The organism is Achromobacter sp. MUI-25009338, assembly GCF_057359325.1.
This window is the reverse complement of record NZ_CM170627.1, coordinates 4955910-4978835: the sequence shown is the minus strand read 5'-3', so window position 1 is coordinate 4978835 and position 22926 is coordinate 4955910. Positions and strand designations below refer to the sequence as shown.

Here is a 22926-nt window from a genome sequence, read left to right as displayed (position 1 = left end):
GTCCGAGGGCTGCAATTCTGGTACTTTGGCCCCAAGGGGAGCAACCCGTCACTGCGAGGACCGCTCATGGATTTCAATGCCTGGCGCCGACGCCGCATTTCGGAACCCGCGTACCGCTGGGCGCGCAAGGCGCTGCCGCCGATGTCGGCCACCGAGCGCGAAGCCATCGAGGCCGGCGACACCTGGTGGGACGCGGACCTCTTCACCGGCAACCCCGACTGGCGCAAGCTGCTGGACGTCCCCGCCGCCGCGCTCACCCCGGATGAACAGCGCTTCATCGACGGCCCGGTGGCCCGGCTGTGCGCCATGCTGGACGAATGGGACATCACCTGGACGCGGCGCGACCTGCCGCCCGAGGTCTGGGCCTTTCTCAAGTCCGAACGCTTTTTCGGCATGATCATCCCGCGCCGCTACGGCGGCCTGGGTTTCTCCCCCTATGCGCATTCCGAGGTGGTGCGGCGGATCTCGGCCTATTCCATCACCGCCGGCGTGACCGTCATGGTGCCCAACTCGCTGGGGCCGGGCGAACTGCTGCTGCAGTTCGGCACCCCGGAACAGCGCGACTACTGGCTGCCGCGCCTGGCCGACGGCACCGAAGTGCCGTGCTTCGGCCTCACCAGTCCGGAGGCCGGCTCGGACGCGGCCTCGATGGTGGACACGGGCGTGGTCTGCAGGCAGGTGGTGGACGGGCGCGAACTCGTCGGCATCCGGCTGAACTGGCGCAAGCGCTACATCACGCTGGGGCCGGTGGCCACCGTGCTGGGCCTGGCGTTCAAGATGTCGGACCCGGAAGGCATCCTGGGCGGCCCCGAGGACATCGGCATTTCGGTGGCGCTGGTGCCCACCGACGCGCCCGGCGTGGAGATCGGCCGCCGCCATCTGCCGGCCATGCAGGTGTTCCAGAACGGCCCCAACCGCGGGCGCGACGTGTTCGTGCCGCTGGACGCGCTGATCGGCGGGGCGGGGCGCGCCGGCCACGGCTGGCAGATGCTGATGAGCGCGCTGGCCGCGGGGCGCGGCATTTCGCTGCCGTCGCTGTCGGCCGCCGCCGCCGTCATGTGCGCGCACACCACCGGCATGTACGCGCGCGTGCGCGAGCAGTTCGGCATCCCCGTGGGCAAGTTCGAAGGCGTGCAGGAGCGGCTGGCCGCCCTGGCGGGCAACGCCTATCTGGTGGAGGCCGCGAGGCGCCTGACCTGCGCCGCGCTGAACCAGGACGTCAAGCCGGCGGTGGTGTCGGGCATCATGAAGTACCACGCCACCGAACGCATGCGCGGCTCGGTCAACGACGCGATGGACATCCACGCGGGCCGCGCCGTCATGGACGGCCCCGGCAACTACCTGGGCGCGCTGTACCGCGCCGTGCCCATCGCCATCACGGTCGAGGGCGCGAATATCCTGACGCGCAACCTGATCATCTTCGGCCAGGGCGCGATCCGCGCCCATCCCTACCTGATGCCGGAAATGCTGGCGCTGGCCAATCCCGACGAGGAGCGCGGCATCGCCGTGTTCCACGACGTGTTCTGGCGCCACCTGCGCCATGCGGCGCGCAACGCCCTGCGCGCGATCGGCCGCGCCTGGACCGGCGGGGTGCTGGCGCCCGCGCCGGTCTCCGGCCCCACGGCCGGGCATTACCGCCGGCTGGGCCGCTACGCCGCGGGCTTCGCCCTGCTGGCCGACGCCACGCTGGCGCAGCTGGGCGGCGCGCTCAAGCGCCGCGAGATGATCTCGGCCCGGCTGGGCGACATCCTGTCGGAGCTGTACCTGCAGTCCGCGGTGCTCAAGCGCTGGGAGGACGAGGGCCGCAAGCACGACGACCTGCCCCTGGTGCACTGGTGCCTGGAGCAGGGCTATGCAAGCATCGAGAAAAGCATGGACCAGGTGCTGCGCAACCTGCCCGGGCGCGCGCTGGCCTGGGGCCTGCGCGCGGCCATCCTGCCGCTGCGCCTGGCGCGCGGGCCGGGCGACGCGCTGACGCGCGAATGCGCCGAACTGCTGCTCAGGCCTTCGCCGACCCATGCGCGGCTGGCCGCCGACCTGCAGCGCGAGCCGGGTGGCGCACAGGCCGGCGACGATCCGGTAAGCCTGCTGACGCGCGCCTTCGCGCTGGCCGACGCGGTGCAGCCGCTACGCGACCGGCTGCGCCAGTCCGGCGTGCGCGACTGGCGCGAGGCGCACCGGCGCGGCGCCATCACGGATACCCAGGCCGCTCAGATCGAGGAGGCCGAGACCGTGGTGTCGCGGGTGTTGCAGGTGGATGATTTCGCGCCGGAGGAATTGACGCCGCCGGACGGCGTCAATCGTCCTGCTTCGGGTCCATGCCCGGAAACAGGATCTCGGTGAATCCGAACTTCGAGAAATCCTCGATGCGCGACGGGTACAGGCGGCCGATCAGGTGGTCGCATTCGTGCTGCACCACGCGGGCGTGGAAGCCTTCGGCCTCGCGTTCGATGAGCTGGCCGTAGGGGTCGCGTCCGCGGTAGAGGATGCGGCGGTAGCGCGGCACCAGGCCGCGCAGGCCCGGCACCGACAGGCAGCCTTCCCAGCCGTCCTCGCGCTCGTCGGACAGCGGCGTGATGACGGGATTGCACAGGATGGTCTGCGGCACCGCGGGCGCGTCGGGATAGCGCTCGTTGCGGTCGAAACCGAAGATCACCAGCTGCAGGTCCATGCCGATCTGCGGCGCGGCCAGGCCCACCCCCTGCGCGGCGGCCATGGTCTCGAACATGTCGTCGATCAGCGCGTGCAGCTCGGGCGTGTCGAAGCGTTCCACGGGCGCGGCCACGCGCAGCAGGCGCGGGTCGCCCATTTTCAGGATGGGGTGGATCATGGGCGGGCCTCTTGGCGCTCAGTCTTCGCGGCCTTTCTTCTCGATGAACTCGATCTTGTAGCCGTCAGGGTCCTCGACGAAGGCGATGACGGTCTTGCCGTGCTTCATGGGGCCGGCCTCGCGCGTGACCTTGCCGCCTTTCTGCTTGACCTTTTCACAGGCCTCGTAGGCGTTGTCCACTTCCAGGGCGATGTGGCCGTAGCCGGTGCCCAGGTCGTATTTGTCGGTGTCCCAGTTGTGGGTCAGTTCGATGACCGCGCCTTCGGACTCGTCTTGATAACCCACGAAGGCCAGCGTGAACTTGCCGTCGGGATAGTCCTTGCGGCGCAGCACGCGCATGCCGAGCACGTTGGTGTAGAAGTCGATGGATTTGTCGAGGTTGCCGACTCGCAGCATGGTGTGGAGCATACGCATGGAGATATTCCTTGTACGGTGGAGAGGCGCGCCGCCTCAGAACTGAGGGAGGGACGCGGGATCGTGGCGCCGCAGGATCTTCTTGGCGTCTTCGAAGCCGGGCAGGATCTGTCCCACTTCGCGCCAGAAGTCCTGACTGTGGTTCATTTCGCGCAGATGGGCAAGTTCGTGCGCGATGACGTAATCGATGATGGCGGGCGCGAAATGAATCAAGCGCCAGTTGAGCATGATGTTGCCGTCGCTGGTGCACGAGCCCCAGCGCGTGGCGGCCGAGGACAGGCGCCAGCGGCGGATCTTCAGCCCGCTGATTTGCAGGAAATGGGCCAGGCGCGCGCCGAACCAGGCGCCGGCCCGCTGCTGCAGCCAGGCCTGGGCGGCGTCGCGGATGCGGCCCTGATCGGCCGACGAAGGCAGCGCCAGCCACAGCGTGTCGCCGTCCTCGGGGGCCTCGGCGTCGCCCGACAGATAGGCCTGGCGGCTGTCGCCGCCCACGCCGATGACGATGCGCTTGCCCAGGTAGGGCAGTTCGCCGCCGGGCTGCCAGCGGGTGTGCGCCATGGCCAGCTGCTGCTTGCGGGAATGCCATTCGCGCAGCTTGGTGAGGATCCAACGGGATTTTTCGCGCACGGCGTCGTCGACCTGCCCCAGCGTGACCCAGTTGGGGGCGGTGACGCGCAAGCCGTCGTCCGTGACCACGAAGCCGATGCTGCGGCGGCGCGAGCGCAGCAGCACGAAGCCGATGGGCTGCTGCTCGGTCGCGACTTCGCGCCAGCGCGCGCCGGGCGGCAGCGGATCGGGGCAGGGCGTGGGCACGCGCGAGGCGGCGTTGGGAGACAGCGTCAGCAGCGGCTCGCCGGCGGCAGTGGAAGGCTGCGAGGCGCCGGGGTGGAGCGGTTTGGGCGGGACCGGCCTGGGCGCGGACGCGGCGGGTCCGGCGGGCGGCCGCGAGGCGCCTTCGGGCGCGCCTTGCGGCTGCACGTCGAACAGGAGCTCTAGCTGGTCAGGGCTGGACATACCTTTCAGGATTGAGACGCCGCATTTCCCCTTCGATCCAGTCCTGAACCTTCTGGTTCAGTTCTTCGGGGGAGAGTCCCTGGGATTCTATCGCGGGTCCGATCGACAGGGTGACCATACCCGGACGCTTTACGAAGGCGTTGCGCCGCCAGCATTCGCCGGCGTTGTGCGCCACCGGGATGACCACGGCGCCGGTGCGCGAGGCCAGCAGCGCGCCGCCCATCTTGTAGCGGCCGACCTTGCCGGGCGCGACCCGGGTGCCCTCCGGGAACAGCAGCGGCCAGCGGCCTTCGTCCAGGCGGGTCTGGCCCTGCCTGACCACCTGTTCGAAGGCGTCGCGCCCCTTGGCGCGGTCGATGGCGATCATGCGCAACAGCGCCAGGCCCCAGCCGAAGAACGGCACCATGTGCAGTTCTTTCTTGTAGACGAAGCAGACCTCGCGCGGCATATAGGCCGGGAAAAACAGCGTTTCCCAGGCGGACTGGTGCTTGGACAGCAGCACCGCCGGGCCGTCGGGCAGGTTTTCCCAGCCCTTGACCTGCCAGCGGATGCCGCAGAAAAAGCGCGCGCCCCAGATGGCCAGGCGCGGCCAGCCCACCGTCAGCCTGTAGCGCCAGTGCAGCGGCAGCGGCGCCCACAGGATGCAGGCGAAGGCGTAGGGGATGACCGTGACGGCCAGGAACAGGGCGTACAGCAGCGAACGGAGCCAGGCCATCGGGTCAGGCGTCCTGCAGCAGGGCGTCGACCACGGCCGACAGGTCGTCGCACACCCGCGTGTTCTCGGGCAGGCCGCCCTTGGCCAGCGCCTTCCTGCCGTTGCCGGTCAGCACCAGCCACGGCGAGCAGCCGGCCGCCGACGAGGCCTGCAGGTCGCGCAGCGAGTCGCCCACCGCCGGCACGCCGGCCAGGTCCACGTCGTAGCGGTGCCCGATCTGCTCGAACATGCCCGGCCGCGGCTTGCGGCAGCTGCAGTTGTCGTCGGGGCCGTGCGGGCACATGAAGATGGCGTCGATGGCGCCGCCCACGGCGGCCAGTTCGCGGCGCAGCTTGGCGTGGATGGCGGTCAGCGTGTCCATGTCGAACAGGCCGCGCGCCAGCCCGGACTGGTTGGTGGCGACCACCACTCGCCAGCCGGCCTGGTTCAGCCGGGCGATGGCCTGCAGGCTGCCGGGCAGGGCGATCCATTCGTCGGGATTCTTGACGAACGCATCGCTGTCCTGGTTGATGACGCCGTCGCGGTCGAGGATGATGAGTTTCACTGTGCGAGCCTGGAAATGTCTGCCACCTGGTTCATCAGGCCATGCAGCTGCGCCAGCAGGGCCAGCCGGTTGGCGCGCACGGCCGGGTCTTCGGCCATGACCATGACGTCGGCGAAAAAGGCGTCCACCGGCTCGCGCACCTGCGCCAGCGTGCTGAGGCTGCCGGCGAAGTCGCCGGCGGCCAGCTGCGCCTCGGCCTGCGGGCGCAGCGCCGACACGGCGGCGGCCAGCGCTTTCTCGGCGGGCTCGGCCAGCGCGGCCGCGTCGACCGCGCCGATCTCGCCTTCGGCCTTCTTCAGCAGGTTGCCGATGCGCTTGTTGGCGGCCGCCAGGCTGGCGGCCTCGGGCAGCTGCGCGAACGCGGCGGCGGCGCGCACGCGCTCGGCGGCCTGGTGCAGCGGCGGGGTCAGGGCGATCACGGCTTCCACCGCGTTGCGGTCGAAGTCGTTGATGAGCTGGTTGCGATAGCGTTCGTAGATGAAGGCGCGCACCTCGGCCAGCGTGCCGGCCGGGATCTTGCCGGCCGGGAAGGTGCCGGCGGCCAGTTCCAGCAGGCCGTCCAGCGACAGCGGACCGTCTTCGCTGATCTTCAGCCAGCCGCCCGCGGCCAGCTGCTCGAACGCGCTGATCAGGCCGAGCGCCGCGCGGCGCAGGCCGAACGGATCGCGCTCGCCGGTGGGGGCCAGGCCGATGGCCCAGATGCCGACCAGGGTTTCCACGCGTTCGGCGATGAACAGCACGGCGGCGGTCAGCGACTCCTGCGTGACGGGCGTGTCGTAGCGGTTGCGGTACTGGTTGCGCAGGGCCTGCACCACGCTGTCGGGCTCGCCGTCGCCCGCCGCGTAGTACGCGCCCATGACGCCCTGCAGCTCGGGGAATTCGCCCACCATGTTGGAGCCCAGGTCGGCCTTGGCCAGCAGGGCGGCGCGGTCGGCGGCGGCGACGTCGCCGCCCAGCTTTTCGGCCACGCCGCGGGCGATGGCGCGCACGCGCTCGACGCGTTCGAGCTGGGTGCCCAGCTTGTTGTGGTAGACGATGGAGCCCAGCTGCTCGACGCGCGCGGCCAGCGGCGTCTTGCGGTCGGTTTCAAAGAAGAACTGCGCGTCGGCCAGGCGCGGGCGCACCACGCGCTGGTTGCCTTCGATGATGTTCACCGGATCGTCCGTGCGCATATTGCTCACGATCAGGAAACGGTGGGTCAGGCGGCCGGTGGCCGGATCGAACAGCGGGAAGTATTTCTGGTTCAGCCGCATGGTCAGGATCAGGCATTCCTGCGGCACTTGCAGGAACTGTTCCTCGAACTGGCCGACGTAGACCGTGGGCTGCTCGACCAGCGCTGTGACTTCGTCCAGCAGCGCCGCCACTTCCGGGTCGTCGCCCAGGGTGGCGGACAGGCGGGCGGCGTGGTCCTGCAGCTGGCGCGCGATGTCGTCGCGGCGGCCTTCGAACGAGGCCACCACGTTGCCGCGCTCGGCCAGCGTGGCGGCGTAGGCGTCGGCGTCGGTAAAGGAAACGGGGCCGGCGCTCATGAAGCGGTGGCCCAGCGTTTCGCGGCCGGCCGCCAGGCCCAGCGCCGACACCGGCACCACGTCGGCGCCGAACAGCGCCACCAGCCCGTGCGCCGGGCGCACGAACTTGACGGTGGTGACCCCGTCGGCCAGCTGGTAGCGCATGACCTTGGGGATGGGCAGGCCGTCGATGGCGGCGTCCAGGCCTTCCTGCAGGCCGGCGGCCAGCTGCGCGCCGGGGGCCGTGCCGCGGGCCACCAGGTAGTCCTGCTTGCCGTCGGACTCGCGTTCCAGCTTGGCGACGTCCAGGTGCTCCAGGCCCTTGGCGGCCAGCTTCTTCTGCAGCGCGGGCGTGGCGCTGCCGTCTTCGGCCAGGCCGATCTTCACCGGCATCAGTTTTTCGGCGTAGGGCTGGTCGGGCGCCTGCGCCAGCACGGCCGACAGATGCACGGCCAGGCGGCGCGGCGTGGCGTAGGCGGTCGCGGCGCAGCCCTCGGCCAGCAGGCCGTGGCGTTCGAGCGTGGCGCGCACGCCTTCGGCAAAGGCCTGGCCCAGCTTTTGCAGGGCCTTGGGTGGAAGTTCTTCGGTCAGCAGTTCGACCAGCAGCGGGCGGATGTTCGTCGTCATTTATGCTGCCTCCCCGGCGGCCTTGTCGCGGCCCAGCATGGGAAAGCCCAGTCGTTCGCGGGAATCGTAATAGGCCTGTGCGACGGCGCGCGACAGGTTGCGGATGCGGCCGATGTAGGCGGCGCGTTCGGTCACGCTGATCGCGCCGCGCGCGTCCAGCATGTTGAAGGTGTGGGCGGCTTTCAGCGCGGCCTCGTAGGCCGGCAGCGCCAGCGGCACGTCCATTAGGCGCTTGGCCTCGGCTTCGTAGTCGTTGAAGTGCGCGAACAGCATCTCGGCCGAGGAATGCTCGAAGTTGTAGGTGGACTGCTCCACCTCGTTCTGGTGGAACACGTCGCGGTACAGCACGCGGTTGCCGTTGGCGCCTTCGGTCCAGACCAGGTCGTACACGCTTTGCACGTCCTGCAGGTACATGGCCAGGCGTTCCAGGCCGTAGGTGATTTCACCGGTGGTCGGGGTGCAGTCCAGGCCGCCCACCTGCTGGAAGTACGTGAATTGCGTGACTTCCATGCCGTTGAGCCAGACTTCCCAGCCCAGGCCCCAGGCGCCCAGCGTGGGGTTTTCCCAGTCGTCCTCGACGAAGCGGATGTCGTGCTGCGCGGGGTCGATGCCCAGCGCCTTGAGCGAACCGATGTACAGATCCAGGATTTCGGGCGGCGCCGGCTTCAGCACGACCTGGTATTGGTAATAGTGCTGCAGGCGGTTGGGGTTTTCGCCGTAGCGCCCGTCCTTGGGACGGCGCGAGGGCTGCACGTAGGCGGCGCGCCAGGGCTCCGGGCCGATCGCGCGCAGGAACGTGGCGGTGTGCGAGGTGCCGGCGCCGACTTCCATGTCGTAGGGTTGCAGCAGGGCGCAACCCTGCTTGTCCCAGTATTCCTGGAGCGTAAGGATGATTTGCTGAAAGGTGAGCATAGGATTCTTGGAATTCGGCCGCCGGGCAAGGCCTGCCCTGGGCGTGGGAAACCTGGCATTTTAACTGGCGCCGGGCCGGCCCGCCGGCGGGCGGCGCATGGACGGTTACATTCCTGCCCGCGCGGGGGCCGGAAGCAGGGGGCAACCAATGGTCGTATGATTCCGGGTTGAGCCAAGTCTTATATAAAAGCCAGGAACCCGATTCCTCGGAATCCCGAAAAAGGAGCAGCCCCTCATGTCCGACCTGATCAAGGTAGAAGTCACCGACGGCATCCAGATCATCACGATCAACCGTCCCGAGGCCAAGAACGCCATCAACCTGGAAACCGCGCAGGCCCTGGCCGCGGCGCTGGACCAGCTCGACGGCAGCGACGACATCCGCATCGGCATCCTGACCGGCGCCGGGGGCACGTTCTGTTCGGGCATGGACCTCAAGGCCTTCGCCGCCACCGGCCAGCGCCCCTACGTGGACGGCCGCGGTTTCGGCGGTCTGGCCGAACGCCCGCCCAAGAAGCCGCTGATCGCCGCGGTCGAAGGCTACGCACTGGCCGGCGGCTGCGAGCTGACCCTGGCCTCGGACCTGATCGTGGCCGCCAACAACGCCAAGTTCGGTCTGCCTGAAGTCAAGCGCGGCCTGGTGGCCGGCGCCGGCGGCATGCTGCGCCTGCCGCGCCGCCTGCCGTACCATATCGCCATGGAGGTCATCCTGACCGGCGACATGTTCACGGCCGAGCGCGCCCACGCCTTCGGCCTGGTGAACCGCCTGACCGAGCCGGGCGGCGCCCTGGCCGGCGCGCTGGAGCTGGCCCGCACCATCGTCGAGAACGGGCCCTTGTCGGTGCAGACCGCCAAGAGCATCGTGTCGCAGTCCGGCGACTGGACGCAGGAAGAAATGTTCGACCGCCAGCGTCCGCTGGCCGCCCACATCTTCACGTCGGCCGACGCGAAAGAGGGCGCCACCGCTTTCGCCGAAAAGCGCAAGCCGGTCTGGCAGGGGAAATGAGCCCCCACGCCGCGCACGCTATCGCGCGCTTGCTGCCCCCCGAGGGGGCGTTTTTTGCCTTGGGGCGGCCCGGCGGCAAAAAAGCTTTCTATTTCGCGTGTCTGACTGCTCCAGCTGGCCGCGCGTTCTTTTCGTTATTTCTTTAGATCGTATATAGCCATGTCCGTCATCATCAAAGAAGAAGACTTCATCCAGTCGATCGCCGACGGGATCCAGTTCATCAGCTACTACCATCCGGTGGACTACATCCGCCATCTGGCCCGCGCCTACGAGCGCGAGGAAAGCCCGGCCGCGCGCGACGCGATGGCCCAGATCCTGACCAACTCGCGCATGTGCGCCGAAGGCAAGCGTCCGCTGTGCCAGGACACCGGCATCGTCAACGTATTCCTGAAGGTCGGCATGGACGTGCGCTTCGACACCAAGCGCACCCTGCAGGAACTGTGCGACGAAGGCGTGCGCCGCGGCTACCTGAACCCGGACAATCCGCTGCGCGCCTCCGTGCTGGAAGACCCGCTCTTCACGCGCAAGAACACCCGCGACAACACGCCCTGTATCCTGCACGTCGAACTGGTCCCTGGCGACAAGGTCGACGTGCAGCTGGCCTCCAAGGGCGGCGGCTCCGAGAACAAGTCCAAGTTCGCCATGCTCAACCCCAGCGACTCGCTGGTGGACTGGGTGCTCAAGACGGTCCCGACCATGGGCGCCGGCTGGTGCCCGCCGGGCATGCTGGGCATCGGCGTCGGCGGCACGGCCGAAAAAGCCATGCTGATGGCCAAGCAGTCGCTGATGGAAGACATCGACATGTACGAGCTGCTGGCGCGCGGCCCGCAGAGCAAGCTGGAAGAGCTGCGCATCGAGCTGTACGAAAAGGTCAACGCGCTGGGCATCGGCGCCCAGGGCCTGGGCGGCCTGACCACGGTGCTGGACGTCAAGATCAACACCTTCCCCACGCACGCGGCCTCCAAGCCCGTCGCCATGATCCCGAACTGCGCCGCCACCCGCCACGCGCATTTCGAGCTGGACGGCTCCGGCCCGGCGCGCCTCGACCCGCCGGCCCTGTCGGAATGGCCGGAAGTGCACTGGGCGCCCGACTACAACAAGTCCAGGCAGGTGGATCTGAACACGCTGACCAAGGAAGAAGTGGCCAGCTGGAAGCCGGGCCAGACCCTGCTGCTGTCGGGCAAGATGCTGACCGGCCGCGACGCCGCGCACAAGCGCATCCAGGACATGCTGGCCAAGGGCGAGCCGCTGCCGGTGGACTTCACCAACCGCGTCATCTACTACGTCGGCCCGGTCGATCCGGTGCGCGACGAAGTGGTCGGCCCGGCCGGCCCCACCACCGCCACCCGCATGGACAAGTTCACCGGCATGATGCTGGAGCAGACCGGCCTGATCGCCATGATCGGCAAGTCCGAGCGCGGCCCGGTCGCCATCGACGCCATCAAGAAGCACGGCTCGGCCTACCTGATGGCCGTGGGCGGCGCGGCCTACCTGGTGTCCAAGGCCATCCGCGGCGCCAAGGTGCTGGGCTTCGCCGACCTGGGCATGGAAGCCATCTACGAGTTCGACGTGAAGGACATGCCGGTGACGGTGGCGGTCGACGCCCAGGGCACCTCGGTCCACACGACGGGACCGAAGGAATGGCAGGCCCGGATCGGCAAGATCCCGGTCGCCGTGGCGTAATTACGGGGCCTTCAACCCGGCGCGGTATGCGGCGATGTCCCGCGGCGATTTGCCCAGGACGTCGCGCAGCACTTCCTCGGTGTGTTCGCCCAGCAGCGGCGGCGCATTGCGGTACCGCACCGGGGTTTCCGACAGGCGCAGCGGGCTGGCCGTCACGGCCGCCTGTCCGCCCGCGGGATGCGGCAGGTCGCGGCGCAGCTGCCGCGCCTCGGCCTGCGGATGCGCGAAAGCCTGCGCGATGTCGTTGATGGGGCCGCAGGGCACGCCCGCGGCTTCCAGTTTCGCGATCCACTCGTCGCGCCGTCCCTGGCGCATGATCGCGGCCAGCATGCCGACCAGCAGCTCGCGGTTGGCGATGCGCAATCGGTTGGTGGCGAAACGCGGATCGTCGCCCAGTTCCGCCGCGCCGATGGCGGCGCAATACGCGCGGTACTGCGATTCATTGCCGGTGGCCACGATCAGGTGGCCGTCGCTGGCGGCGAACACCTGGTAGGGCACCACGTTCTGGTGCGCGTTGCCGGCGCGCGATGGCGCCACGCCGGAGTTGAAGTAATTGGAGTTCTGGTTGGCCAGCATCGCCACGTGGCTGTCGAACAGCGCGATGTCCAGGTGCTGGCCCAGGCCGCTGCGATGGCGCTCGTTGAGCGCGGCCAGTATCGCCACCGTGGCGTACATGCCGGTGATGATGTCGGTCACCGCCACGCCGGCCTTTTGCGGCCCGCCGCCGGGCAGGTCGTCGCGTTCTCCGGTGATGCTCATCAGGCCGCCCAGGCCCTGGATCATGAAGTCATAGCCGGGACGGCCGGCATACGGGCCGTCCTGGCCGAAGCCGGTGACCGAGCAATAGATCAGGCGCGGGTTGATTTCCCTGAGGCTGGCGTAGTCCAGGCCGTACTTGGCCAGCCCGCCCACCTTGAAATTCTCGACCAGGATGTCGCTGGCCGTCGCCAGCTCGCGGATCAGCGCCGCGCCCGCGGGCGTGGCCATGTCGGCCTCGATCGAGCGCTTGTTGCGGTTGGCGCTGAGGTAATAGGCGGATTCCTCGGTGTCGCGGCCCTCGCCATCCTTCAGGAACGGCGGGCCCCAGGCGCGGGTGTCGTCGCCCACGCGCGGACGCTCGACCTTGATGACGTCGGCGCCCAGGTCGGCCAGGTTCTGCGTGCACCAGGGGCCGGCCAGGATGCGCGAAAGGTCCAGCACGCGGATGCCGTCCAGGGCGGGAGCGCGCGTCATGGCCGCAGCTCCGCGGTGCCGTTGCTCAGCACCACCACGTCGCGCTCGCGGGCGCGGGCCAGGAAGCGGATCTGCCCGTCCGGCATGCGCCAGATGTCGCACTGCAGGGTCTCGCCGGGATAGACCGGCGCCGAGAAGCGCGTGTTCAGGCTGAGCAGGCGCGAGGCGTCGTAGTCGCAGCAGCTCCTGACGATGGCGTGCGCCGCCATGCCGTAGGTGCACAGCCCGTGCAGGATGGGGCGCGGATAGCCGGCGCGGCGCGCCACTTCCGGATCGGCATGCAACGGATTGCGGTCGGCGTTCAGGCGATACAGCAGCGCGGCGTTGGGCGCGATGCGCAGCTCGCAGCGCAGGTCCGGATCGCCGTCCGGGGCGGCCGGAAGCGGCGGCGGGCCGGCGTCGCCCTGGCCGAAGCCGCCGTCGCCGCGGCAGAAAGTGCTTTGCTGCAAGGTCGCCAGGCAGGCGCCGTCCTCGCCGTGCAGCGTGCGTTCGGTGACGATGAGCGCGCCCTTGTCCGCGCCCTTGTCGATCACGTGGGTGTTGCGGCTCCTGCCGACGACCACGCCGCTGGCCGGCAGCGGCGCGTGCAGCGTCAGGCGCTGCTCGCCGTGCACCACCTTGACCCAGTCGATGCCGGCGCGCGGGTCCTGCACCCAGAAGCCGGGATAGCCCAGCACCACGCTCATGGTGGGAAAGGCCTGCAGGCCCTGTTCGTAGACGTAGCGCAGCTGGCCGGCGTCCTCGGGGTCCTGCCCCAGGCCGATGCCCAGCGCATAAAGCATGGCGTCTTTCTCGTCGTAGCGCTGGCGCACTTCGTCGAAGCGCCAGTTCTTCACGGTTGCATAGTCCAGGGGCATGGCGGCCTCAGATGGGGTCCCAGTCGATCACGTCGGGCGAACGCTCCAACGCATAGAAGTGCTTGCGCATCGCAGGCACGGCGATTTCGGCGATCAGTTCGGGCGTCCAGCCCTCGCCGTGGTGCACGCTGCGCAGCGGCCGCGGCTGGCTCATCAGCATGATCTCGTTGGCGCGCACCGCGAAGATCTGCGCCGTGACTTCGCGGGCCGCGTCGCTGGCCAGGTAGACCGCCAGCGGCGCGACCTTGCCGGCCTCCATTTTCTTGAGCTTCTCGACGCGCGCCTTCTCCGCGTCGGTTTCGGCGGGAATCGAGCTGGTCATGCGGCTCCAGGCGAACGGCGCGATGCAGTTCGAGCGCACGTTGTAGCGCGCCATGTCCAGCGCGATGGACTTCGACAGCGCGACGATGCCGAGCTTGGCCGCCGCGTAATTCGCCTGGCCGAAGTTGCCGATCAGGCCGGAGGTGGACGTCATGTGCACCAGCGCGCCGGACTCCTGTTCGCGGAAATAGGGGGCGGCGGCGCGGCTCATGTAGAACGAGCCGTTCAGGTGCACGTCCAGCACCTGGCGCCATTCCTCTTCGCTCATCTTGTGGAAGACGCGGTCGCGCAGGTTGCCGGCGTTGTTGACCACCGCGTCGATGCGTCCGTACGCGTCGATCGCGGTCTGCACGCAGCGGCTGGCGCTGTCGTAGGCGGCGACGCTGTCGGTGTTGGCCACCGCCTGGCCGCCGGCCGCCACGATCTCCCTGACCACCGCCTGCGCCGGACCTTCCGTGCCGCCTTCGCCCGTCAGCGATACGCCGATGTCGTTGACGACCACCTTGGCGCCGGCCTGCGCCATGGCCAGCGCGATGCTGCGGCCGATGCCGCCGCCCGCGCCGGTAACGATCACCACCTTGCCGGAAACGATACCGCTCATTGAAGCTGACTCCTGTGCCATGTGAAAACAGTTCCGCATCATCCCTTCTGGTTTGCGGGCATGGCCCATGGTAGATTCGTGACGGCATTCGCAGAATTCAAAATTAGAAATGCCCCCCTTCTGCGTGGTGGAACATGAGACATGACCTGACCGACCTGCGTTTGTTTCTGAACGTAGGCGAGACCCTCAACCTGACCCGCGCGGCCGAGCGCACCTTCCTGTCCCTGCCCGCCGCCAGCGCCCGGGTCAAGAACATGGAAGAAGCCTTCAAGGCCCGGCTGCTGGTGCGCATGGCCACGGGCGTGGCGCTGACCCCGGCCGGCGAAGTGCTGCTCAAGCACGCCAACGCCATCTTCCGCCAGCTCGAATGCCTGAACGCCGACCTGCAGCCCTACGCAAGCGGCCTCAAAGGGCGTCTGCGCCTGCTGGCCAACACCACCGCCACCAATTCCTTCCTGGCCGACGCGCTCTCCACGTTCCTGGCCGAGAACCCGGACGTGGACGTGGAGCTGGAAGAGAAGATCTCGGGCGACATCGTCATCGCGATCCGCGCGGGCGCCGGCGACCTGGGCCTGGTGGCCGGCAATATCGACGTCGAAGGGCTGGACGTCACGCCGCTGTTCCGCGACGAGCTCACCGTGGTGACGGCGCTGGACCATCCGCTGGCCGCGCAGGCGTCGGCGCATTTCGTGGACCTGGTGGACAACTACCAGTTCGTCGGCATCCATCCCAACAGCGCCATCCAGAGCTTTCTCGAAGACATCGCCAGCGGCCTGGGCAAACGCCTGTGCCAGCGCGTGCACGTGGGCAGCTTCGAGGCGGTGTGCCGCATGGTCGAAGCCGGCGCCGGCATCGCCGTGGTGCCGCGCGCCTGCGTCGCGCGCTACAGCCGCGCGGACGCGCTGCACGTGCTCCGGCTGGAGGACCCCTGGGCGCTGCGCGACCGCCTGCTATGCCGCCAGCGCGGCCGCGACCTGCCCAGTTTCGCGGAGCGCTTCATCGAGCATCTGCAGCGGGCGGCGCAGGCGTAGGCGCGCCAACCCGCAGCAAGGCCTCCCGGTACTCCGCCGCCAGCTGATCCACCAGCGTCTCCACCGGCAGAATCTCCTGCGCCGCGCCGACTCCCTGGCCCGCGCTCCACACGTCCTTCCAGGCCTTGGGCCGTGAGCTCTTGTCCAGGTTCGGCTCGCGGTCCGTGCCTACCCCCGCCAGCGCGGCCGGGTCCAGACCCGTGGCCCGGATGCTGGCCGCCAGGTAGTTCGCCGGCACTCCGGAAAAATACGGCGTGTAGACCACGTCGGCGGCCTGCGCCTGCAGCACCATCTCGCGGTAGGCGTCGCCGGCCAGCGATTCCTGCGTGGCGATGAAGCGCGTTCCCATGTAGGCGAAATCGCAGCCCATCACCTGCGCGGCCAGGATGTCCTTGCCGTGGCTGATGCAGCCCGACAGCGCCAGCGGGCCGTCGTAGAAGGCGCGGATCTCGTTGACCAGCGCGATCGGGTTGACCTGGCCGGCATGGCCGCCGGCGCCGGCGGCCACCAGGATCAGGCCGTCCACGCCGGCGGCCAGCGCGCGCTTGGCATGGCGCACCGTGGTCACGTCGTGGAACACCAGCCCGCCGTGCGCGTGCATGGCGCGCACCACGGCCTCGGGCGGATGCAGCGACGTGATCACCAGCGGCACCCTGCGCTCGGCGCAGATCGCCAGATCGCCTTCCCAGCGCGCATTGCTGGGATGGACGATCAGGTTCACGCCGTACGGCGCCACCCTGGCCGACGGGTCCGCGCGGCGCCGCGCGGCCAGCCCGTCCTCGATGCGGCTGATCCAGGCGTGCAGCTGTTCCTGGGGCCGGGCGTTGAGCGACGGAAACGTTCCGACGATGCCGGCGGCGCATTGCGCGATCACCAGCTCGGGGCCGGAGACCAGGAACATCGGCGCGCCGATGACCGGCAAACGGGTTTGGGCATGCAGCGAGGAGGGATTCGTCATCTAGTTTGCTTGAATGTTGGCGGTCTTGATCACGTCGGACCACAAGGCGTACTCGCGGTCGATGCGAGCCTGCAATGCCTTGGAATCGCCGTTGTTGATGGTGTAGCCGCCGTCGGTCATGGCCTGGCGGAACGCGGGATCGGCGGATACCTCGGCCAGCGCGCGCGTCAGCCGCCCGGATACGGCCTCGGGCAGTTTCCGCGGCCCGACCAGCGCGTACCAGCCGACCACTTCGTAGTCCTTCATGCCGGCCTCCATCATCGTGGGCACGTCCGGCAGCTCGGGGTTGCGCGTGCGCGAGGTGACCGCCAGCGCGCGCGCCTTGCCGCTCTTGATGAACGGAATGGCGGTGCTGGTGATGTCGAACATGAAGGTCACCTTGCCGCTGACCACATCCATCATGGCGGGCGAATTGCCGCGATAGGGCACGTGCAGCATCGGCGCCTGGGCCTGCGATTTCAGCAGCTCGGCCGACAGGTGGTTGGAGGCGCCGATGCCGGCCGACCCGAACGAGACCGCGTCCGGATGCGAGCGCGCATAGCTCACCAGTTCGCCCACGTTTTTGGCCGGGATCTGCGGGCCGATCAGCAGCACGTTGGCGTAGTCCACCACCAGACCGATCAGCGTGAAGTCCTTGCGCGGGTCGAACAGCGTGCTGCGCTGGACCAGCGGCGACATGGTGAGCGTGGGGCTGGCGGCGAAGCCCAGCATGTAGCCGTCCGGCGCCGCCTTGGCGGTCGCGTCCGAGGCGATCATGCCGCTGGCGCCGGCGCGGTTCTCCACCACCACGGGCTGGCCCAGCTTGTCGCCCAGGTACTTGGCGAACACGCGCGCCGTGGTGTCGACGGGGCCGCCGGGGGAATAGCCCACCAGCAGGCGGATAGGGCGGTCGGGATAGGCGGACTGGGCCCAGGCCGCCTGGCCGGTGGCGATCGTCGCCGCGGCGGCGGCCGCGGCGAACAAGGTCTTGATGCGCATGCTCATGTCTCCTTGTGTGCGTGGCCGGTCGTGCCGCGTGGCGTAGCGCCCGCCTTACGCCAGCCGTTCTCTCAGCGGCTGCTTCAGGATCTTGCCGCTGACTGTGGTGGGAATCGTGTCGATCGGAATGATCTGCGCCGGCCGCTTGTACGGCGCCAGCTGGTTCTGCAGGTGCAGCGCCAGCAGCCGCAGGTCGAGCGTCGCGCCCGGCAGCGGTTCGACGAAGGCGATGACTTCCTCGTTGTGGTCGGCAGTGGCGCGGCCCACCACGGCGGATAGGCGCACGCCGGGAAAGGCGTTGATCACGGACTCGACTTCCAGCGGATAGACGTTGAAGCCGGAGCGGATGATCAGGTCCTTGGAGCGCCCGGAGATGAACAGCGCGCCGTCGGCGTCCACATAGCCGATGTCGCCGGTATGCAGCCAGCCGCCGGGCAGCAGCGCCTGGGCCGTCTGCGCCGGGTTGCGGTAGTAGCCCAGCATCACGCCGGGGCCGCGGATCAGGATGTCGCCGCGTTCGCCGGGCTGGGGCGCGCCGCTGTCGGGCGTGCCGATGCGCAGCTCCACGCCGTCGACGGCGTAGCCGGCGGAGCAGTCGGCGCGCGGCGCGTCGATCGGCGTGATGAACATGGAGCCGGCGTACTCGGTGATGCCGTAGCCGTGGTGCATGGGCACGCCGAAATAGCGTTCCACGTCGCGCTTCTGGGTCGGGTCCAGCGCCGCGCCGCCGGTGTACACGTAGCGCAGCGCGGGCGCGCGCAGCGCGGCCTTGGGTGGGGCCGCGGCCAGCATGCGGCTGAACATGGTGGGCACGCCCTGCAGGATGCTGATGCCCGGGGTGGCGAGCGCGCGGAACGCGTCCTCGGGATCGAAGCGGCTGCGCAGCACCAGGCTGGCGCCGGCCTGCACGGTGGCCATCAGCACCGTGGCGATGCCGAAGATATGCGACATGGGCAGCGCCGCGTAGCCGATGTCCTGCGGACTCAGGCGGCGCGAGGCCGCCGACACCCGGGCGAAGTGCAGCAGGCCCCGGTGCGGCACCATGACGCCCTTGGGTGCGCCGGTGGTGCCGGACGTGTAGATCAGGGTGGCCACGGCCTCGGCCTGCTCGCCCGTCTCCGGCTCGGTGGGCGCGGCGGCCCGCCGCGCCCGGATGCCGGGGCCCCAGACTTCAGGATCGGCCTGATCGGCGCCAGCGGCGTCGGCATGGTCGCGCGCGGCGGGGGAGATGCCGCTGGTGTAGAGCGTCAGTTCCGGCTGCGCGTGCCGGCCGATGGCGTCGATCTCGCGCGCCGACAGCCGGGCGTTCACGCCCACCGGCCAGGCGCCGGCCAGGCTGCAGCCGAACAGGGCCGCGATCATGGCGCTGCAGTTTTCGCCCACGACCATGACGCGGTGGCCGGGCCGCACGCCCTCGCGCGCCAGCCAGGCGGCGACGTCCTGCACGCGCCGCCAGCATTGCGCGTAGCTCAGGATGCCTCCGCCTTCCTCGTACAGCAGGACGGCGTCGGGCTGGCGGCTCGCCTGCTGCGCCAGCAATTGGTGGATGCGGGTGCGGGGAGAAGTCTGCGGCATGGGACGTATCGTTTCGTTCAAAGCGTGGCCTGGGTGCCGAGGATGGCGGTGGACTGGCTCGACAGCGTGCCGCCGTTGCCATGCACCAGCGCCAGCTGCGCGCCGCCGACCTGGCGCGCGCCGCATTCGCCGCGCAGCTGCCGCACCGCCTCGATCATGATGAACACGCCGTACATGCCGGGATGCACGCAGCACAGCCCGCCGCCGTTGGTGTTCACCGGCAGCCGCCCGCCCGGGGCGATGGCGCCGTCGGCGATGAAGTCCTTGCTTTCCCCCTTGGCGCAGAAGCCCAGGTCTTCCAGGAACAGCAGGGTGTTGATGGTGAAGGCGTCGTAGAGCTCGACCACGTCGATGTCGGCCGGCGCAAGCCGCGCCATCTCGAAGGCGCGCCGGCCCGATTCGGTGGCGGCCGTGACCGTCAGGTCCTCCATGGACGAGATCTGGCGGTTCCAGACCGCCGTGGCGTTGCCCAGCACGTAGACCGGCGGGCGCGGCAGGTCGCGCGCGCGGTCGGCGCGCACCAGCACGTAGGCGCCGGCGCCGTCGGTCACCAGGCAGCAGTCGCGCACGCTCAAGGGGTCGGACACCATGCGCGCGGCCAGGATCTGCTCCAGCGTGGCCGGCTCGCGCAGCTGCGCCTCCGGATTCAGCTGCGCCCATTGGTTGGCCGCCAGCGCCACCTGCGCCAGGTGCTCGCGGCGCGTGCCGTACTGGTGCATGTGGCGCGAGGCGGCCAGCGCATAGGAAGACAGCGGGCTGAGCGGGTCGTAGGGCGTCTCGTAGGGCTGCGGGTCGAACTGCTTGCGGACCCGGCCGATCTCGGCGCGGCTCAGCGTGGACGTGCGCTGGGTGCTGCCGTAGCAGACCAGCACCGCGTTGCACTGGCCCGAGGCCAGCGCGTGCAGCGCCGGCAGCAGGTGCGCGACGAAGCTGGAGCCGCCCAGCATGGTGCTGTCGATGAAGCTGGGCCGGATGCCCAGGTGCTCGATGACGGGCATGGCCCACATCGGCGCGGCCACGCTGGCGGTGCAGATGCCGTCGATGTCGCGCATCGAGAGCCCGGCGTCGGCCACCGCGCGCTGCGCGGCCTGCACCAGGATTTCCATTTCGGTGAAGCCGTTCGCCTGTCCCAGGCCGGCGTGGCCCACGCCGGCCACCGCCACGGCGCCGCGCAGATCGTCGAGTGTCATTGCGCCTCCCGATTGGCAGTGGATGCGGGTACGAACACCACCAGGCCGCGCCCGTCCTGCTGCGCCACCTGGGCGCGCACCGCCATGCCGATCCGCACGGCCTCGGGCGCCACGCCCTCCACCCGGCTCATCATCCGGACGCCTTCCTGCAGGTCCACCAGGGCCACGTTGTAGTCGCCGCCGGCTTCGGGCTTGCGCCGCACCACGGTGGTGGCGTAGACGGTGCCGCGCCCGTCGGGCGCGACCCAGTCCAGCGCGCCCGCGCCGCAATGCGGGCAGATCATGCGGGGATAGAACACGGCGCGCTCGCAGCCGGCGCAGCGCTGGATGAGGAAGCGGCCCTGGTCCAGCGCCTGGCGGTATTGCGCCTCGGCGCCCTGGGGCGCGGTTTCCGGGATATCGGCAACGGTCATGATGCGATGGGACTCTTCTGGTGTGGACAGGCCCATAGTGTCGGCACAGGCGCGGCGCAGGGCCATTCTTCATTGCTGAAGCTGGGCTTTTGCCGGCCCGTAGAGTCCGCCGCCCTACGTCCCGCCCGAAGCCGGGCTTCGGCACAGGCAGATTGCCGCCGTGGCCGGGCCGTGGCTAGATAGCGGCAAAGGAGGTAGACCATGAACCTGACCTGGACGCCGCAAGAGCGTCGATTCCGCGAGGAGGTGCGCGCCTTCGCCGAGGCCAAGCTGCCGGCGGACATCCGCGACAAGGTGCTGCGGCACCAACGGCTGGAACGCGACGATTACGTGCGCTGGCACAACATCCTGGCCGACCAGGGCTGGGGCGCGCCGAGCTGGCCCGTCGAACACGGCGGCACCGGCTGGAACGCCTTGCAGCGCCTGATTTTCGAGGTGGAGTGCTTCAAGGCGGGGGCGCCGCGCCTGCTGCCGTTCGGGCTGTCGATGATCGGTCCGGTGCTGATGAAGTACGGCAGCCCCGCGCTGCAGGCCCGCTTCCTGCCGCGCATCCCCCGAGTCGAGGACTGGTGGTGCCAGGGCTATTCGGAGCCGGGTTCGGGCTCCGACCTGGCCTCGCTGAAGACGCGCGCCGTGCGCGACGGCGACGATTACGTGGTCAACGGCCAGAAGACCTGGACCACGCTGGCGCAGTATGCGGACTGGATGTTCTGCCTGGTGCGCACCGATCCCGAGGCGCGCGCGCAGCGCGGCATTTCCATGCTGCTGCTGGACATGGGCTCCCCGGGCGTCACCGTGCGGCCGATCCGCACGCTGGACGGCGGCCACGACGTCAACGAAGTGTGGCTGGAGAACGTGCGCGTGCCCGCGGCCAACCTGGTGGGCGAGGAGAACCAGGGCTGGACCTACGCCAAATACCTGCTGGGCCATGAGCGCACCGGCATCGCCGGGCTGGGCCACTGCCACCGGGAACTGGGCGTGCTCAAGCGCATGGCGGAAAACGCCCGCTCCCATGGACGTCCGCTGCTGTCGGACAGCCGCATGCGCGACCGCATCTCGCGCATCGAGGTGGACATCATGGCGCTGGAGATGCTGCTGCTGCGGGTCGCCTCCAGCAACGACGGCTCGCCCGGCCCGGAGGCCTCGGTGCTGAAGATACGCGGCTCCGAAATCCAGCAGGACCTGGCCATGCTGCAAATGGAAGTGGCGGGGCCGGACGCCTGGCCCTACGACCCGGACTGGATGATCGCCGAATCGGAATATCACGGCCCCGGTCCCGAGATGGCCGCGGCGGCGGGCGCGGGCTATGCCGACATGCGCAAGACTTCCATCTACGGCGGCACCACCGAGGTGCAGAAAGGCATCATCGCCCGCCAGGTGCTGGGCCTCTAGAGGAACGCGACGCATGGACTTCATCTATACCGAAGAACAGCGCATGCTGGCCGACAGCCTGCGCCGCCTGGTGGACCAGGCATGGACCTTTCCCCAGCGCCGCGCCCGGCAGGCCGCCGGCGCGCTGGATCCGCAGGCCTGGGGCGCGCTGGCCGAGCTGGGCGTGCTGGGCCTGAACATTTCCCAGGATTTCGGCGGCTTCGGCGAAGTGCCGGCCAGCCTGCTGCCGGTGCACCTGGAGCTGGGGCGCGGGCTGGTGTCCGAACCTGTCATCCCCAGCGCCGTCATGGGCGCGGCGCTGATCGCGGCCTGCGGCGAGGCGGCGCAGGCGCGCTGGCTGCCGCCGATCGCGGCGGGCGAGGCCATCGTCAGCGTGGCCTACCAGGAGCCGGGCCGCCGCTACGACACCGATCCGCAGGACTGCCGCGCTGTCGAGGCCGCCGACGGCTGGCGGCTGGACGGCGCCAAGCACCTGGTCTGGCACGGCGCGGCCGCCTCGGCCTGGCTGGTGAGCGCGCGCGCCGCCGACGGAACGCCGCTGCTGCTGGCGGCGCCGGCCGATGCCGGCGGGGTGCGCGTCACGGACACGCCCACGCTGGACGGCGCGCGCTGCGCCCGGCTTGATATGGATGGCGTGCGGGTGCCGTCCGAGGCCCTGCTGGCGCGCGGCGAGGCGGCGCAGCAGGCCCTGGCGCTGGCGCTGCAATGGGGCACGGCGGCCTTGTGCGCCCATGCGGCGGGCGCCATGGAGCGGCTGCTGGAGATCACGGTCGATTACCTGAAGACCCGCAAGCAGTTCGGCCAGCCGCTGGCCTCGTTCCAGGCCCTGCAGCACCGCCTGGCCGAGATGCTGGTGGCCAAGGAACTGGCCCTGTCCATGGCCTACGTGGCGGTGGCGGCCCTGACCGAGCCCGACGCCGCGCAGCGCCGGCGCATGATCGCCTCGGCCAAGCTGGAGGCCGCGCGCGCCGGCCGCCAGGTGGCGCAGATGGCGGTGCAGCTGCACGGCGGCATGGGCATGACGGACGAGCTGGAGGTGGGCGACTACTTCAAGCGCCTGACGATGGTGGACCAGCTGCTGGGCGACACCGCCGAACAGCTGGCCGTGCTGGAGGCGCTGGCCTGAT

The 22926-nt window shown here is 69.6% G+C and carries 20 protein-coding genes and 1 pseudogene; 6 read left to right on the top strand and 15 right to left on the bottom strand.

The features are described 5' to 3' along the window. Positions 1 to 66: 66 nt before the first annotated feature. Entirely contained in the window at positions 67 to 2343 is a 2277-nt protein-coding gene (locus tag AC1IQ6_RS23520) for an acyl-CoA dehydrogenase (RefSeq protein WP_102775473.1), read from the top strand. Here the strand turns inward: AC1IQ6_RS23520 and def are convergent. The 7 genes and pseudogenes from def to glyQ all read right to left on the bottom strand — a co-directional run bounded on the left by def (position 2297) and on the right by glyQ (position 8564). Further along, positions 2297 to 2830, bottom strand: a complete 534-nt coding sequence (def, locus tag AC1IQ6_RS23515; RefSeq protein WP_102775474.1) for a peptide deformylase — start codon at positions 2828 to 2830, stop codon at positions 2297 to 2299. The two genes, AC1IQ6_RS23520 and def, sit on opposite strands and share 47 nt — an antisense overlap. An 18-nt stretch (positions 2831 to 2848) precedes the next feature. Continuing rightward, entirely contained in the window at positions 2849 to 3244 is a 396-nt protein-coding gene (gene gloA, locus AC1IQ6_RS23510; RefSeq protein WP_102775475.1) for a lactoylglutathione lyase, read from the bottom strand. Positions 3245 to 3280: 36 nt separating this feature from the next. Continuing rightward, the gene (locus AC1IQ6_RS23505) at positions 3281 to 4258 is read right to left on the bottom strand and encodes a M48 family metallopeptidase (RefSeq protein WP_485865380.1); all 978 of its coding nucleotides are present in this window, start codon (positions 4256 to 4258) and stop codon (positions 3281 to 3283) included. Then, positions 4245 to 4973, bottom strand: a complete 729-nt coding sequence (locus AC1IQ6_RS23500; protein WP_102775477.1) for a lysophospholipid acyltransferase family protein — start codon at positions 4971 to 4973, stop codon at positions 4245 to 4247. The genes AC1IQ6_RS23505 and AC1IQ6_RS23500 overlap by 14 nt, the downstream gene beginning before the upstream one ends. 4 nt (positions 4974 to 4977) lie before the next feature. Continuing rightward, positions 4978 to 5577 (bottom strand): annotated as a pseudogene (gene gmhB, locus AC1IQ6_RS23495) (D-glycero-beta-D-manno-heptose 1,7-bisphosphate 7-phosphatase); the annotation flags it as partial. Next, complete coding sequence (glyS, locus tag AC1IQ6_RS23490; RefSeq protein WP_485865379.1) at positions 5514 to 7652, bottom strand: glycine--tRNA ligase subunit beta; 2139 nt, start codon at positions 7650 to 7652, stop codon at positions 5514 to 5516. The pseudogene gmhB and the gene glyS, both read right to left, overlap by 64 nt. Beyond that, positions 7653 to 8564, bottom strand: coding sequence for a glycine--tRNA ligase subunit alpha (glyQ, locus tag AC1IQ6_RS23485; protein WP_102775480.1), 912 nt, complete (start codon positions 8562 to 8564; stop codon positions 7653 to 7655). A gap of 235 nt (positions 8565 to 8799) precedes the next feature. Between glyQ and AC1IQ6_RS23480 the strand changes: the two genes are divergently transcribed. Beyond that, entirely contained in the window at positions 8800 to 9567 is a 768-nt protein-coding gene (locus tag AC1IQ6_RS23480) for a crotonase/enoyl-CoA hydratase family protein (protein ID WP_102775481.1), read from the top strand. A 159-nt stretch (positions 9568 to 9726) separates the two neighbouring features. Further along, on the top strand, positions 9727 to 11250 hold the full coding sequence (locus tag AC1IQ6_RS23475) for a fumarate hydratase (protein WP_111826394.1): 1524 nt from the start codon (positions 9727 to 9729) through the stop codon (positions 11248 to 11250). On the opposite strand, the gene AC1IQ6_RS23470 is transcribed toward AC1IQ6_RS23475, so the two are convergent. From AC1IQ6_RS23470 to AC1IQ6_RS23460, 3 genes are read right to left on the bottom strand one after another with little or no spacing between them, the layout of a single operon-like run. Further along, the gene (locus tag AC1IQ6_RS23470; protein ID WP_111826395.1) at positions 11251 to 12483 is read right to left on the bottom strand and encodes a CaiB/BaiF CoA transferase family protein; all 1233 of its coding nucleotides are present in this window, start codon (positions 12481 to 12483) and stop codon (positions 11251 to 11253) included. It abuts the gene before it with no gap. Then, positions 12480 to 13340 (bottom strand): MaoC/PaaZ C-terminal domain-containing protein, encoded by an 861-nt coding sequence (locus AC1IQ6_RS23465; RefSeq protein WP_485865378.1) that lies wholly within the window; start codon positions 13338 to 13340, stop codon positions 12480 to 12482. The genes AC1IQ6_RS23470 and AC1IQ6_RS23465 overlap by 4 nt, the downstream gene beginning before the upstream one ends. 7 nt (positions 13341 to 13347) lie before the next feature. Next, a complete protein-coding gene (locus tag AC1IQ6_RS23460) occupies positions 13348 to 14262 on the bottom strand; it encodes an SDR family NAD(P)-dependent oxidoreductase (RefSeq protein ID WP_102775485.1) in 915 nt (304 codons plus the stop codon). Positions 14263 to 14396: 134 nt separating this feature from the next. Between AC1IQ6_RS23460 and AC1IQ6_RS23455 the strand changes: the two genes are divergently transcribed. Beyond that, on the top strand, positions 14397 to 15293 hold the full coding sequence (locus AC1IQ6_RS23455) for a LysR family transcriptional regulator (protein WP_102775486.1): 897 nt from the start codon (positions 14397 to 14399) through the stop codon (positions 15291 to 15293). On the opposite strand, the gene AC1IQ6_RS23450 is transcribed toward AC1IQ6_RS23455, so the two are convergent. The 5 genes from AC1IQ6_RS23450 to AC1IQ6_RS23430 are packed head-to-tail and all read right to left on the bottom strand — an operon-like array spanning position 15259 to position 20407. Continuing rightward, positions 15259 to 16251, bottom strand: coding sequence for an NAD(P)H-dependent flavin oxidoreductase (locus AC1IQ6_RS23450; protein ID WP_102775487.1), 993 nt, complete (start codon positions 16249 to 16251; stop codon positions 15259 to 15261). The two genes, AC1IQ6_RS23455 and AC1IQ6_RS23450, sit on opposite strands and share 35 nt — an antisense overlap. Next, entirely contained in the window at positions 16252 to 17229 is a 978-nt protein-coding gene (locus AC1IQ6_RS23445) for a tripartite tricarboxylate transporter substrate binding protein (protein WP_209166240.1), read from the bottom strand. Positions 17230 to 17283: 54 nt separating this feature from the next. After that, positions 17284 to 18804, bottom strand: a complete 1521-nt coding sequence (locus AC1IQ6_RS23440; protein WP_485865377.1) for a class I adenylate-forming enzyme family protein — start codon at positions 18802 to 18804, stop codon at positions 17284 to 17286. 17 nt (positions 18805 to 18821) lie between these two features. After that, positions 18822 to 19994 carry a thiolase gene (locus AC1IQ6_RS23435; RefSeq protein ID WP_479730499.1) on the bottom strand — a complete coding sequence of 391 codons (1173 nt, stop codon included), beginning with the start codon at positions 19992 to 19994 and terminating at the stop codon, positions 18822 to 18824. Beyond that, on the bottom strand, positions 19991 to 20407 hold the full coding sequence (locus tag AC1IQ6_RS23430) for a Zn-ribbon domain-containing OB-fold protein (RefSeq protein WP_102775647.1): 417 nt from the start codon (positions 20405 to 20407) through the stop codon (positions 19991 to 19993). The genes AC1IQ6_RS23435 and AC1IQ6_RS23430 overlap by 4 nt, the downstream gene beginning before the upstream one ends. A 201-nt stretch (positions 20408 to 20608) precedes the next feature. Here AC1IQ6_RS23430 and AC1IQ6_RS23425 point away from each other — a divergent pair, with 201 nt between their 5' ends. Then, positions 20609 to 21799, top strand: a complete 1191-nt coding sequence (locus tag AC1IQ6_RS23425; RefSeq protein ID WP_111826399.1) for an acyl-CoA dehydrogenase family protein — start codon at positions 20609 to 20611, stop codon at positions 21797 to 21799. 13 nt (positions 21800 to 21812) lie between these two features. Then, entirely contained in the window at positions 21813 to 22925 is a 1113-nt protein-coding gene (locus AC1IQ6_RS23420) for an acyl-CoA dehydrogenase family protein (RefSeq protein WP_485865376.1), read from the top strand. Position 22926 lies beyond the last annotated feature (1 nt).